We start from the raw sequence: 12,903 nt of genomic DNA on the forward strand, positions 1-12,903 counted from the left end.
CGGCCGTCGGTCGGTCGCGACGCGACCCCACACCGTACGGGAGGCGCGGCACCAGCTGGTGTCGCGCCTCCCGTCCGTCACGTGGCCGGTCGGTGACCGTCAGTTGAGGACGGGGGTGTCCTCGGGGACCACGCCGCCGCCGTAGAGGTCGGTCGCCAGGTCGCGGAGCGCGCGCAGCGCGACGCGCTGCGTGAGCGGGCCGTAGGAGATGCGTGCGACGCCGAGTTCCTGGTACTCGGCGGCGGGCAGGGCGCCCGGCAGGCCGATGACCGAGAGCTTGCCGCGTCCGAGGCCCGCGACGAGTCGCTCGACCACGTCGCGCTGGATAGCGCCGGGGACGAACACGAGCGCGGCGCCGTTGTCCAGGAAAGCCTTGCCGCGGGCGATCGCGTCCTCGATGCTCTCGTCGATCGGGCGGTCTCCACCGCGGGCGATCGCGTCCGTGCGGGCGTTGAGCTGGAAGTCGATGCCCTCGGCCTGGGCGGCGGCGGTGATCGCGGCGACGCGGGCCACGGCCTCGTCGAAGGGGCGGAGCCGGTCCTCGACGTTCGCGCCGACGATGCCCGCGCCGATCGCCCGCCGGATCGTCTCGGCCGGGTCCTCGTAGCCGTCGTCGAGGTCTGCGGTCACCGGCAGGTCGGTCGCGCTCGCGATCGTCGCGGCGCCGGCGAGGGCGACGTCGAGGGGCATCCCGCCGTCGTCGTAGCCGTGGCTCGCGGCGATCGAGTGCCCGGCGGTCGCGATCGCCTTCGTCTCCGGCAGGTCGCTGACGACCTTGGCGCTGATCGCGTCCCAGACGTTCACGACGCGGAGGATCTCGGGGGCTTCGTGCAGCTGCTTGAGGGTGGTCGCCTTGTCGGCGGTGCTCGTGCTCATGACCCGAACCTACGGGCGGACGCCTGGCGGGGCCGGGAACGGCACCGCAGACGACGCGGGATGACGGTCGGACTCGCACCGTGCCTCCTCTCCGATGCATGCTTGGACGCATGGCTGACGACGAACAGGACCCGGTCGGCTCGCTCCGCGGGGTCCGCACGAGCATCAAGTGGACGCGGTACGCGCCCGACGTGCTGCCCCTGTTCGTCGCGGAGATGGACCACGACGTCGCGCCGGCGATCCGGCAGGCGCTGATCGAGCGCGTGCAGCAGTCCGACCTGGGGTACCTGGACGGACCGGGGCCGCTCGCGCCCGCATTCGCGCAGTTCGCCCGCGAGCGGTGGGGCTGGGACGTCGACCCGGCACGCGTGCACCTGGCGACGGACGTCAGCGTCGGGATCGTCGAGTCGCTGCGTCTCGCGCTGCCCGACGGTGGCCGCGTCGCCATCACGCCGCCGGTGTACCCGCCGTTCTTCGAGCTCGTCGAAGAAGCGCGATGTGAGGTCGAGGAGGTGCCGCTCGCCGAGCAGTGGGGCGTCTACCGGCTCGACCTCGAGGGGCTCGAGCGGGCGTTCGCCGACGGGGTCCGCGTCTTCCTGCTCTGCAACCCGCACAACCCGATGGGCCTGGTGCACGACCGAGCCGACCTGGTGGCGCTCGCCGAACTCGCCGCGCGGTACGACGTGCTCGTCATCAGCGACGAGATCCACGCGCCGCTGACGCACCCCGGCGTCCGCTTCACCCCGTTCGCGCTGGTCGCCGAGGCCGCCGGTGCCCGCAGCGTCTGCGTGACGAGTGCGAGCAAGGGATGGAACCTCGCGGGGGTGAAGTGCTCGGTGATCGTCGCGGGGGACGACCGGACCGAGGCGCTCCTCGACACGCTGTGGGAGGAGGTGGCCTGCCGGACGAGCATCCTGGGGCTGCACGCGAACCTCGCTGCGTTCACGCTCGCGACGGACTGGCTCGACGACGTCGTCGCCCGGATCGTGGCGAACGAGCGGCTGCTCGGGTCGCTGCTCGCCGAGCACCTGCCCGGGGTGGTCTACACGCGTCCGCGGGCCGGGTACCTGGCGTGGCTGGACTTCCGGGGGATCGGCCTGGGCGACGACCCGGCGGTGCCCCTGCGCGAGAACGCCTACGTGGCGCTGAACTCGGGACTCGGGTTCGGCTCGCAGGGCCGGGGGTTCGCACGGCTCAACCTGGCGTGCTCACCGGAGACCCTGCGCGAGGCGGTGTTCCGCATCGCGGCGGCGTACCCGTCGAGTGCGCAGGAGGGGTTGGTCTGGCACGTGGCGTGAGTGCCGGCGGCCTGGGCCGAGTCTCGGGCTGAGCGACGAGTCCCGCGGGCCGGCGCTCGAGTCTCGTCGCCGGGGCCGAGTCTCGGGCACGGGCTCGCGCGGCGAGCTCAGTCGTCGACGTACTGGTTGCGCCCGACGACGCGGATGCGCAGGTCGCCGGTGCGGTCCATGGCGAGGAACTCCCGTGCGACCGGCCCGACGGACGACCAGCGCAGGACCTCGGTGATCGGGGTCCCCTCGATGAACACCTGCCACACGCCGCGCTCGCGGACGGCCTGCACCTCGTACGTCGCCATGCCGCGAGCGTACCGGCTCACCGCAGGCGCTTCTCGTACCACCGCATGGTCGGGACGGTGCCGTCCGGCTTCGCCCAGTCCGCGGGGGACCGGTGGGTCAAGCGCCAACCGCGGCGTTCGTACAGCCGCCACGCGCCTGGGGTCTCCTCAGTCACGTTGAGCCGGAGGGTCGGTACGGCAGCGGTAACGGCGGCGGCGGCGTCGGCGGCGGGCTCGGCGGTCGCTGCGGCTGCCGCTTCGGCGGTCGCGAGGAGGGCGTCGGCGATCCCGAGCCCGCGGTGGTCCCGGTGGACGACGAGCCGGGTGACCAGTGGGGCCGCGTCCGGGTCGGGAGCGGCCAGCCCGACGTGCCCGACCACGCTGCCGGACGACCACGCTGTCCAGGCGGCGAGGTGCCCGGGCGGCGTCAGCCACGACGCGGGGTCGTCGGGCCAGCGCGCCGGGTAGCCGTCCTCGTCGTGCGTGCGCCGGAGCACCTCGACCAGGTGCTCCAGGTCGTCGTCGCGGCGCGGTCGGATGTGCACGACCGCGACGCTACCGCGGCCGCGACGCTACCGGGCCGGGGATCACACCAGGTCGAGCACCATGTGCACGTCGGCGCGGGCGTAGGGGCTCGGGGCGATCTCGTCGTGTTCGAGGTGTCGGAAGCCGAACGCCTCGTACAGGTGCACCGCGCTCGCCAGGCGGCTGGCGCTCTCGAGTGCCACGCGCTGAGCGCCCAGGACCCTCGCCCGGTCGAGCGCTGCGGCGATGAGCTTCCGGCCGGTGCCGTGCCCCTGGTGCTCGGGCGACACCGCCATCTTGACGAGCTCGTACACGCGCTCGCCGACGGGCATCAGGCCGACGCAGCCGATCACCTCGTCGTCCAGGCGGGCGACGAACACCGCACCGCCGGGTTCGACGATGCGGCCGACCGGGTCGCCGAGGATCGCGCGGTCCTCGTCCTCGAGCGTGAAGTACCGCTCGATCCACGCCTCGTTGAGGGTCCGGAACGCGGTGGCGTCGGCGGGGGAGTCGAGTTCGGCGATGGTCAGGGTGGGCGTCGCTTCGGGCATGCCTCCATCCTCGACGGACGATCCAGTCACGTCCAATACTCGTTCGTGCACATCGATAATCTGACCGCATGGATGTCGACCTCCGTCAGCTGCGCGCCTTCCTGGCCGTCGCGGACGAACTGCACTTCGGTCGGGCAGCGTCCCGACTGCGGATCGCGCAGCCCGCCCTGTCGCAGCAGATCCGGCGCACCGAACGTGACCTCGGTGTCGACCTGTTCGTCCGGACCTCGCGCAGTGTGGCGCTCACGCCGGCGGGCCACGTGCTCCAGGGTCGGGCGAGGTCGCTCCTCGACCAGGTGGAGCGCGACCTGGACGAGGTCGTCCGGGTCGGTCGGGGCGAGGCCGGCCGGCTCGACGTCGGGTTCGTCGTCTCGGCGCTGCCCCTCGGTCCGATCGAGCGCGTCCAGGCGTTCCGCCAGCGGTACCCGCTCGTCCGCGTCGAGCTGTCCGAGGGCTACTCGTCGACGCTCCTCGCCCGGATCGTCCGCGGCGAGCTGGACCTCGCCGTCCTGCGGGATCCCGACCCGACGCCCGCCGTGCGCTTCCGGCCCTTCCGGTCGGAACCGTTCGTGGCCGCGGTCCCGCGCGGGCACCGGCTCGCGGACCGGACGGCGATCCACGGCGCGGAGCTCGTGGACGACCCGTTCGTCTTCTTCCCGGCCGTCGCCGGTTCGGTCGCGACCGAGCGGAACCTCGCGCCCGTCGTGGTCGAGGGGCGCCGGCCGCGGGTCGTGCAGGAGGCGACGACCTGGGCGACCGTGCTGCACCTGGTCGGAGCGGGGCTCGGGGTCACGGTCGCGCCGGAGAGCGCCACGCTCGCTGCGCCGGACACGGTCGTGCTGCTGCCGCTGCGGGACGATCCGCACCGCAGCGAGCTGGTGTGGGCCGTCCGGGCCGACGACGACCGCGAGATCCTCCGCAACTTCATCGCCGCGACGGAGCCCTGAGCCGCGCGGTGCACTGCCGAACCCGCACGGCGCCCGATGTCCGGGGGTCCGGATCGAACCAGGCACCCGACATCGAACCAGCGCGCGGGGCTGGTTCGATGTCGGATCGGTGGTTCGACACCGACCGGCACCGACCGGCACCGACCGCGCTCCGCCACGCGCCGTCAGCCCACGCAGACGGACCGGACGCGCAGCGACAACCCCTCCGCGGTCCCGCGGATGTCCGCGCTCGCGACGCCGTGCGGTACCGGGTCGTCGGCGGTCCACTCGTCGAGTCCCATCGCCCGACCGCTCATCGTCAGTCCCGCGGCGGTCCATGTCGCCGTGACCCGGTCGAACGGCACCTGCGCGTCCGGGTACCGGCTGAAGACCGGCACGAGGACGGTCGCCACGGCCCGCGTGCCCTGCTCGTTCCCCAGTGCCTCCCGACCCACCGCGCAGGGCTCGACGGTCGTCGTCACCGTGGCGTCGACCCCGGTCCGCGCCACGGACTCCGCCGCGAGGGACCGCACGGTCTCCGTCTCGGCGCTGACGTCCGCCGACACCCACGGCAGCGCCGGACCCTCGAGGTCCTGCGGCTCTGCCGAGCCGAGGGGGAGCCCGAGCAGTCCCACGACCGTGGCACCGGTGCCGTCCGGCCCCGCCAGCGAGAACGCGGTGCGCGGGGTCAGCCCGTCCTCGGCCGCCTCGTCCCGGGTGCCGGCGAGCGCCGCCGCGGTGCCGCGCGGATCCGTGACGATCGCGCGCAGGAAGGGACGAGAGGGCGTCCCGCGGTCGGTCCGGTCGTAACGGGTCCCGACCTCCGACCGGACGTCGCGGGCACCGGCCTGGTCGAGCGCTGCGAGCAGGGCGGCTCCGGGGTGCAGTGCGTCGACCTCGACCGAGGAGTCGCCGGCCTCGACCGTCACGGTGCGGTCCCCGGCGTCGGTCCGGACCCGGCGGACGGTCTCGGTCCACGAAGGCAGGGCGTCCGCCTCGACCCGGGTGCCAAACCGGTCCGCGTCGACGGTCCGGACGAACGGCTCCGCGCGGAGTCGTGCCGCCGTGTCGACCAGGTCCGGGTCGATCGGGTCGACGACGACCGAGGCGCGACCGCCACCGGCGGGGACGGCGAGCCCGACGACGAGCGTCGTGCCGGGCACGGGTGACCGCCCCCGGTCCGCCACCACGCCGCGCACCGCAGCGGCCACGTCGAGGTCGCTGGTCCGGGCACGCACGTCGACGTGGGCGAGCCAGTGGGTGGGGTCGTCCTTCGCGTCGACCTGGTCGACGTCGCCCCCGGCACGGGCGACGCCGGGCAGCGCACGGAGGTCGTCGAGCAGTGCGGCGAGGGCGTCCTCGGACCCCTTCGGCGGCGGTGTCTCGAGGAACCCCCGGGTGCATCCGCCGAGCAGCAGCACCGTCAGCAGGGCGAGCAGGGCGGCGAGGACGGTCGGCCGGATGGTGGTCACGGGCCGACCCTAGGAACAGCGCGCGGCCGCCAGTGGATCGTCGCCCCGCACTGTGCCCGGGGACACAGAGTCGGTCAGCCCGGTGGCAGCACCGCCGCCCGCTGGTTGCCGAGCTCGTCCTCCCGCCAGGGCCGGGCACCACGGAGCGTGAGCCCGAGCTGCACGAGCACGAACCCCACGTGCGGTTCGACGTCCGGGTCCCACGCGCCCTCGACCCCGAGGCCGAACGCCCCGAGCTCGTCGTCGGCCTCGTCGCGCAGGCTCAGCCGCCAGCGGCCGTCACCGAGCTCCTCGACGACGGCCCAGCGAGCGGTGTCGAAGCGGCTCACGCGGTCTTCGCGACGTCCTCGGTGAAGTTCCGCACGCGCTGCTGCAGCGCTTCGCCGCGCATGGCGATCGTCGCCGGCGGGTTGAGGTGCGGCGGCGCGGTGCGGATGAGCATCGAGCACCCGAGGTCCTCGCAGATGTACGACCCGATGGTGTTCCCGTTGCGGCCGGACTCGCCGGCGCGCGCCGCGGAGAACAGCCGCACCTGGGTCGCGGGCTGCGGGGAGTGGCAGAACGAGCACATGGCCGCGATGCCGGGTCGGAGGGAGCCGCCGGCGGAGCGCACGACGATCCCGACGGGGCGGTCGTCGATCCAGGACACGATGTACCCCCGGCGCGCGGCCTGCGGGTCGCGCCAGCCGAGGAACTCGCGGTCGTCCCAGAGCATCTCGTGCAGCCCCGGTATCGGGAGCTGCTCGAGCTCGTCCGGGGTGGCGTTGACGAACGACGAACGGATGTCTGCTTCGGTCAGTGGCTTCACGGTGCTTGTCACCCTATGCCTCGCCCCCGACAGACGCCGTCACCCCAGCCTGGAGGCACGGATCGCCCCGAGCGCGCTCGTCCCGTCCGCCACGAGCACCGCCCGGCGCAGCGCGTCGCGTCCGACGCGACGTGCCGCTGCGTCGTCCGCCGCGAACTCGACGAGCACGCGCGTCGAGCGCGCCATGGCGCGCGCCCCGGGCACCCACGGGACCGCACGCTCGATCGACTCGGCGACCGCGACCGCCCACGCGTGGTGCTGGGTCAGGTGGGCGCGCTCGTGGGCGACCACCGCCTCCAGTTCGTCCGTCCGCAGCAGGTCCGCGAGCCCGGTGCTCACCAGCACCCCGCCGGACCTGCCGGGGACCGCGCACGCCAGTGCGTGGTCCGCCTCGACCAGCGCGACGCGCGTGCCGACGATCTCGCGCTGCGGTGCCGCGCCGGACTGCATGGCGTCGCGGACGGCCTCGTGCTCCGCCCCGGGACGGACCCGCACCGCGACGACGAACGCGAGCACGCCGAGCAGGGCGACCCCGAGGTTCAGGCCGTGCGTGGGGGAGTCGCCGAGGCGCAGCGGATCGGTGAGCGGGCGGTCGGTCAGGACGACGAGGGCGATGCCGACCACGAAGCCGACCACGCCGAGCAGGACGGCGACCGACCACGAGACCAGGGCGGTCCGGGGGTGGTCGATGGTCCAGGCCGAGCGGGTCAGGACCCGCGGCGCGACGACCACCACGACGAGCGCGAGGGCGATGAGGGCGACTCCGGCGACGACCACGGGCGGCTCTGGGTCAGGAGCGGGCTCGGGCGTCGAGGGCGCGGCGGAGGACGTCGAGGTCGTCCGAGGCGAGCGAGCCCGTGAACTGCAGCAGGGCGGCCTCGCGGTCGGAGGCGGCGGCGAGCGCGTTCGACATCAGCGAGGCGGTCTGCTGCTCGCGGCTGTGCGCGGCGCGGAAGGTCAGGGGCGCGTCGTCGTGCTCCTGTCGGTCCACCTGGCCCTTGCGGCCGAGCCGGTCGAGCACGGTGAGGACCGTGGTCAGCGCTGGCCGCGGCTCGGGGAACGCGTCGAGGACCTGGCGGGCGGTGAGCCCGGCGTCCGCGTCGGCGGCCCTGTCGTCGTCAGCGGCCCACAGCGCCTCGAGCACCGCCTGTTCGAGCTGCCCGCGGGGGCGCGATCGCTGTCCTGCCACCGGTGCATTCTACGAGACGTCGAAGCCCCGGCTGCGACACATGCCGGAAACGCGGTGTCGGTACACTCGGCACCGGACAACTGAACACCGGCCGCTCATCCGTCGCGGGAGACGTCGTGCGGTGCCCACCGGCACGCGCGGCACCGAAGGAGCAATCCCCCCGCCAATCTCTCAGGTCCCACACCGCAGCGGACAGGCCACTCTGAAAAGCAGACGACGTGCCCCCGCCGGGTGGTCCGCCGTCTCGCCCACGGTGAAAGCCGCCGGACCTCACGGGCCGCGGTGAAACTCTCAGGCCCATGACAGAGGGGGAGTTCCGCCCGACGATGGCCGTCGGGTCCTGCCGATGCCAGGAGAACTCCCTCATGCGTTCCTCTCCACTCGAGTCCGCCCACGAAGCCGCGGGCGCCTCCTTCACCGACTTCGCCGGGTACCGGATGCCCGTGCGCTACTCCTCCGACCTCGCCGAGCACCACGCCGTCCGCACGGCCGCGGGGGTCTTCGACCTCTCGCACATGGCCGAGGTCGGGGTCACCGGTCCGCAGGCGGTGGCCTTCCTCGACCACGCGCTCGCCGGCTCCTTCGGCGCGATGCCGGTCGGCCGGGCGAAGTACTCGCTCCTGCTCGCCGAGGACGGCGGCATCCTCGACGACCTCGTCGTCTACCGCACCGGCGAGGACGTGTTCCTCGTCGTCGCGAACGCCGCGAACCGATCCGTCGCCGTGGACGCGCTCACCGCCCGCGCCGCCGGGTTCGACCTCGCGGTCTCCGACGACTCGGACAGCACCGCGCTCGTCGCGATCCAGGGGCCCGCCGCCGCCGGGACGCTCGACGCGCTCGTCGTCGCCGACCGCCTGCAGCCGGAGACGCCGCTCGACGAGCTCCGGTACTACCGGGTGCTGCACGCGCTGTTCGACGGCGCCGAGGTCCTCGTCGCCCGCACGGGCTACACGGGCGAGGACGGCTTCGAGATCTACAGCGACACCGACGTCGCGACGGCGATCTGGGACGCGCTCCTGGACGCCGGCGCCGACCGCGGCGTCGTCCCGGCGGGGCTCGCCGCGCGCGACACGCTCCGGCTCGAGGCCGGCATGCCGCTGTACGGGCACGAGCTCGACACCACCGTGCGTCCCGCCCAGGCCGGACTCGGCCGGGTCGTCGCGACCTCGGGCTCGTTCGTCGGGGACGCCGGTGTGCAGCCCGCCGACGACGCCCGGGTGCTCGTCGGACTCGTGACCGAGGGCCGTCGCGCTCCCCGCGCCGGGTACGACGTGCTGCACGACGGCACCGTCGTCGGGACCGTCACCTCCGGGGCGCTCTCCCCGACGCTCGGGCACCCGGTCGCGATGGCCTTCGTCGACCCGGCCCTCGCCACCGAGGGCACCGTCCTCCACATCGACGTCCGCGGGACCGCCGTCCCCAGCACCGTCACCCCGTTCCCCTTCTACCGCCGCACTCCGAGAGGCTGAGCCCGTGACCGACCAGACCGCACTCCAGTACACCGCCGACCACGAGTGGATCCTCGTCGAGGGCGACACCGTCACCGTGGGCATCACCGACCACGCCGCCGAGCAGCTCGGAGACGTCGTCTACGTCGAGCTCCCCGCCGTGGGCACCACCACGACCGCGGGTGAGCAGATCGGTGAGATCGAGTCCACCAAGAGCGTCGGCGAGCTCTTCGCGCCGATCGAGGGACAGGTCATCGCGGTGAACGACGCCGTCGTCGACGCCCCCGACACCGTGAACCAGGACCCCTTCGGCGCGGGCTGGCTCGTCAAGCTCAAGGTCGACGGGACCTCCTTCCCCGAGGACCTCATGGACCACGACGCGTACCGGGCCTCCATCGCATGACGACCGCCGACCAGAACCTGCAGACGTCCTTCGCCGACCGCCACATCGGCACGACGGCCGCCGACCAGCGCACCATGCTCGAGACCGTCGGGCAGCCGTCGCTCGACGCGCTCGTCCGCACCGCGATCCCCGAGTCGATCCACGCCGTCCCGGTCACGCACTCCGCGATCCCCGCTGCGGTCGGCGAGACCGAGGCCCTCGCGGAACTCCGTGCCAAGGCCGGGCGCAACACCGTCCGCCGCGCGATGATCGGCCTCGGCTACCACGGCACGCACACACCCGCGGTGATCCAGCGGAACGTGCTCGAGAACCCGAGCTGGTACACGGCCTACACGCCGTACCAGCCGGAGATCTCGCAGGGCCGGCTCGAGGCGCTCATCAACTTCCAGACGATGGTGTCCGACCTGACCGGTATGGCGACCGCGGGCGCGTCGATGCTCGACGAGGGCACTGCCGTGGTCGAGGGCATGCTCCTCGCCCGCCGCGCGTCGAAGGTCAAGGGGGACGCGTTCCTCGTGGACGCCGACCTGCTGCCGCAGACCCGTGCGCTCCTCGACCACCGTGCGGACGCCGTGGGGATCGCCCTGCGCACCTTCGACGCGGTCGACGGCCCCACCGACGAGCAGCTCGACGGCGCGTTCGGGGTCGTCCTGCAGTACCCCGGAGCCTCCGGACGCATCGTCGACCCGACCACCACCATCGAGCGCGTCCACGCGGGCGGCGGCATCGCGGTCGTCGCCGCGGACCTGCTCGCCGTGACGCTGCTCGCCAGCCCGGGGGACCTCGGCGCCGACGTCGCCGTGGGCACGAGCCAGCGCTTCGGCGTCCCGCTCGGCTTCGGCGGCCCGCACGCCGGCTACCTCGCCGTCCGTGCCGGTCTCGAGCGCCAGCTGCCGGGCCGACTCGTCGGGGTGTCCTTCGACGCCGACGGACAGATGGCCTACCGCCTCAGCCTGCAGACCCGCGAGCAGCACATCCGCCGCGAGAAGGCGACGAGCAACATCTGCACCGCGCAGGTGCTGCTCGCCGTGATGGCCTCGATGTACGCCGTCTACCACGGGCCCGAGGGGCTGCGCTTCATCGCCGACCGGGTCGCCCGGACGACGACGGCGCTCGCCGACGCGGCACGCGGTGCCGGACTCCAGGTGGTGCACGAGGCGTTCTTCGACACCCTCACCCTCCGCGCGCCGGGTCGGGCCGGTGCGATCGTCGACGCCGCCCGGAGCGCCTCGTACCTGCTGCACCGCGTCGACGCCGACACCCTCCAGGTGTCCGTCGACGAGACGACCGCCCCGGACGACGTGACGGCCCTCGCCGTCGTGTTCGGTGCCGTGGACGCGACCGTCCCCGGGACGGAGACCGCCGTCCGGGACGCAGCCACGGGCCTCCCGTCCGCCCTGCTGCGCAGCAGCGAGTACCTGACGCACCCCGTCTTCAGCGCGCACCGCAGCGAGACCCGGATGATGCGGTACCTGAAGCACCTGTCCGACAAGGACTACGCGCTCGACCGCGGCATGATCCCGCTCGGCAGCTGCACGATGAAGCTCAACGCGGCGACCGAGATGGCGGCGGTGACCTGGCCGGAGTTCGCGAACGTGCACCCGTTCGCCCCGCGCGAGGACGTCGTGGGGTACCTCGACATGATCGGCGACCTCGAGACCTGGCTCGCCGAGGTCACCGGCTACGACACCGTCTCGCTGCAGCCCAACGCGGGCAGCCAGGGCGAACTCGCGGGCCTGCTGGCCATCCGCGGGTACCACCGGTCGAACGGCGACACCGAGCGGACCGTGTGCCTGATCCCGTCGAGCGCCCACGGCACCAACGCGGCGTCGGCGGTGCTCGCCGGGATGCGCGTGGTCGTGGTGGCGTGCGACGACGACGGCAACGTCGACCTCGACGACCTCCGCGCCAAGACGGCGCAGCACGCCGACACGCTCGCGGCGCTGATGATCACCTACCCGTCCACCCACGGCGTCTACGAGCACGACATCCGCGAGGTCTGCGACGCCGTGCACGACGCCGGCGGCCAGGTCTACGTCGACGGCGCGAACCTCAACGCCCTGCTCGGGCACGCGCGGTTCGGCGACTTCGGCGGCGACGTGTCGCACCTGAACCTGCACAAGACCTTCTGCATCCCGCACGGCGGCGGCGGCCCCGGTGTCGGCCCGGTCGCGGCGAAGGCGCACCTCGCACCGTTCCTGCCCGGCCACCCGATGGCCCAGCAGGACGACCGTCGCACCGGCACGACGACGGAGGCGGCCGACGGGCGCCTCGCGCACGCCGGCGGTCCGGTGTCGTCGGCGCCGTACGGCAGCCCGAGCATCCTGCCCATCACGTGGACCTACGTCCGGATGATGGGGCTCGAGGGGCTGACCCGCGCGACCGAGGCAGCCGTGCTCGGCGCGAACTACGTCGCGGCACGGCTGCGGGACGCGTTCCCGGTGCTCTACACGGGCGCCGACGGGCTCGTGGCGCACGAGTGCATCCTCGACCTGCGGCCGCTGCGCGACAGCACGGGCATCACGGTGGACGACGTCGCGAAGCGGCTCGTCGACTACGGGTTCCACGCGCCGACGATGTCGTTCCCGGTCGCCGGGACGCTCATGGTCGAGCCGACCGAGAGCGAAGACCTCGCCGAGCTCGACCGGTTCGTGGACGCCATGCTCGCGATCCGGGCCGAGGCGGCGGCCGTCGAACGAGGCGAGTGGCCGGCGGACGACAACCCGCTCGTGCACGCCCCGCACACGGCCTCGTCGGTGATCTCGGGGGAGTGGGCGCACGCCTACACCCGGGAGCAGGCGGTCTACCCGCTGCCCGGCATCAGCGCGCGGAAGTACTGGCCGCCGGTGCGTCGCATCGACCAGGCGTACGGGGACCGCAACCTGGTGTGTGCGTGCCCGCCGATCGAGGCGTTCGCCTGACCGTTCCCCCGATCCATCAGAGCAGGTAGCGTGTGCCCCGTCCGGTCCGTCCGGGCGGGGCACGCGTGCGTCCGGGTCCGTCCCGGCGGCCGGAAAGGTCGGAGCGCTCCACGCCCCACGGCGTCGGGATTCGCTTGCACACCGTTGTGCGCTCGTGCAACAACTTCGTTGCAGAAGCAACAATCCGGCACCGGGCCCGTGCGAGCGCGCG

The 12,903-nt window shown here is 73.5% G+C and carries 14 protein-coding genes and 1 riboswitch; of the genes, 5 read left to right on the forward strand and 9 right to left on the reverse strand.

The genetic code is table 11. From position 1 onward, the window contains the following. Positions 1-99: 99 nt before the first annotated feature. A complete protein-coding gene (locus tag LQK89_RS04240) occupies positions 100-876 on the reverse strand; it encodes an isocitrate lyase/PEP mutase family protein (RefSeq protein WP_058741962.1) in 777 nt (258 codons plus the stop codon). 110 nt (positions 877-986) lie between these two features. On the opposite strand from LQK89_RS04240, the gene LQK89_RS04245 reads away from it, so the two are divergent. Further along, positions 987-2,174: a MalY/PatB family protein gene (locus tag LQK89_RS04245; RefSeq protein WP_231050302.1), complete on the forward strand. Its 1,188-nt coding sequence runs from the start codon at positions 987-989 to the stop codon at positions 2,172-2,174. Between the two features lie 107 nt (positions 2,175-2,281). Here LQK89_RS04245 and LQK89_RS04250 read toward each other — a convergent pair whose 3' ends face one another. The 3 genes from LQK89_RS04250 to LQK89_RS04260 are packed head-to-tail and all read right to left on the reverse strand — an operon-like array spanning position 2,282 to position 3,525. Continuing rightward, positions 2,282-2,470 (reverse strand): hypothetical protein, encoded by a 189-nt coding sequence (locus tag LQK89_RS04250; RefSeq protein WP_231050303.1) that lies wholly within the window; start codon positions 2,468-2,470, stop codon positions 2,282-2,284. A gap of 17 nt (positions 2,471-2,487) precedes the next feature. Next, a complete protein-coding gene (locus LQK89_RS04255; protein ID WP_231050304.1) occupies positions 2,488-2,994 on the reverse strand; it encodes a GNAT family N-acetyltransferase in 507 nt (168 codons plus the stop codon). 42 nt (positions 2,995-3,036) lie between these two features. Next, on the reverse strand, positions 3,037-3,525 hold the full coding sequence (locus tag LQK89_RS04260) for a GNAT family N-acetyltransferase (RefSeq protein WP_058741967.1): 489 nt from the start codon (positions 3,523-3,525) through the stop codon (positions 3,037-3,039). A gap of 68 nt (positions 3,526-3,593) precedes the next feature. On the opposite strand from LQK89_RS04260, the gene LQK89_RS04265 reads away from it, so the two are divergent. Next, entirely contained in the window at positions 3,594-4,472 is an 879-nt protein-coding gene (locus LQK89_RS04265) for a LysR substrate-binding domain-containing protein (protein ID WP_231050305.1), read from the forward strand. 164 nt (positions 4,473-4,636) lie between these two features. On the opposite strand, the gene LQK89_RS04270 is transcribed toward LQK89_RS04265, so the two are convergent. From LQK89_RS04270 to LQK89_RS04290, 5 genes are all read right to left on the reverse strand, one after another. Further along, positions 4,637-5,923 carry a hypothetical protein gene (locus LQK89_RS04270; protein WP_231050306.1) on the reverse strand — a complete coding sequence of 429 codons (1,287 nt, stop codon included), beginning with the start codon at positions 5,921-5,923 and terminating at the stop codon, positions 4,637-4,639. A gap of 74 nt (positions 5,924-5,997) precedes the next feature. Further along, the gene (locus tag LQK89_RS04275; protein ID WP_231050307.1) at positions 5,998-6,252 is read right to left on the reverse strand and encodes a hypothetical protein; all 255 of its coding nucleotides are present in this window, start codon (positions 6,250-6,252) and stop codon (positions 5,998-6,000) included. Beyond that, positions 6,249-6,731, reverse strand: coding sequence for an FBP domain-containing protein (locus LQK89_RS04280; protein ID WP_058741971.1), 483 nt, complete (start codon positions 6,729-6,731; stop codon positions 6,249-6,251). The genes LQK89_RS04275 and LQK89_RS04280 overlap by 4 nt, the downstream gene beginning before the upstream one ends. A 39-nt stretch (positions 6,732-6,770) precedes the next feature. Next, complete coding sequence (locus LQK89_RS04285; RefSeq protein WP_058741972.1) at positions 6,771-7,508, reverse strand: M56 family metallopeptidase; 738 nt, start codon at positions 7,506-7,508, stop codon at positions 6,771-6,773. 13 nt (positions 7,509-7,521) lie between these two features. Continuing rightward, complete coding sequence (locus tag LQK89_RS04290; protein ID WP_058741973.1) at positions 7,522-7,920, reverse strand: BlaI/MecI/CopY family transcriptional regulator; 399 nt, start codon at positions 7,918-7,920, stop codon at positions 7,522-7,524. A gap of 95 nt (positions 7,921-8,015) precedes the next feature. Further along, positions 8,016-8,116, forward strand: a riboswitch (glycine riboswitch). Positions 8,117-8,285: 169 nt separating this feature from the next. Between LQK89_RS04290 and gcvT the strand changes: the two genes are divergently transcribed. The 3 genes from gcvT to gcvP are packed head-to-tail and all read left to right on the forward strand — an operon-like array spanning position 8,286 to position 12,692. Beyond that, complete coding sequence (gene gcvT / locus LQK89_RS04295) at positions 8,286-9,389, forward strand: glycine cleavage system aminomethyltransferase GcvT (protein WP_231050308.1); 1,104 nt, start codon at positions 8,286-8,288, stop codon at positions 9,387-9,389. Positions 9,390-9,393: 4 nt separating this feature from the next. Then, on the forward strand, positions 9,394-9,771 hold the full coding sequence (gcvH, locus tag LQK89_RS04300; RefSeq protein ID WP_114848950.1) for a glycine cleavage system protein GcvH: 378 nt from the start codon (positions 9,394-9,396) through the stop codon (positions 9,769-9,771). Beyond that, complete coding sequence (gcvP, locus tag LQK89_RS04305; protein WP_231050309.1) at positions 9,768-12,692, forward strand: aminomethyl-transferring glycine dehydrogenase; 2,925 nt, start codon at positions 9,768-9,770, stop codon at positions 12,690-12,692. Before gcvH ends, gcvP begins: the two co-directional genes overlap by 4 nt. Positions 12,693-12,903: the final 211 nt, after the last annotated feature.

The sequence above is a fragment of the Curtobacterium sp. C1 genome, from assembly GCF_021049325.1.
Lineage (GTDB): Bacteria > Actinomycetota > Actinomycetes > Actinomycetales > Microbacteriaceae > Curtobacterium > Curtobacterium citreum.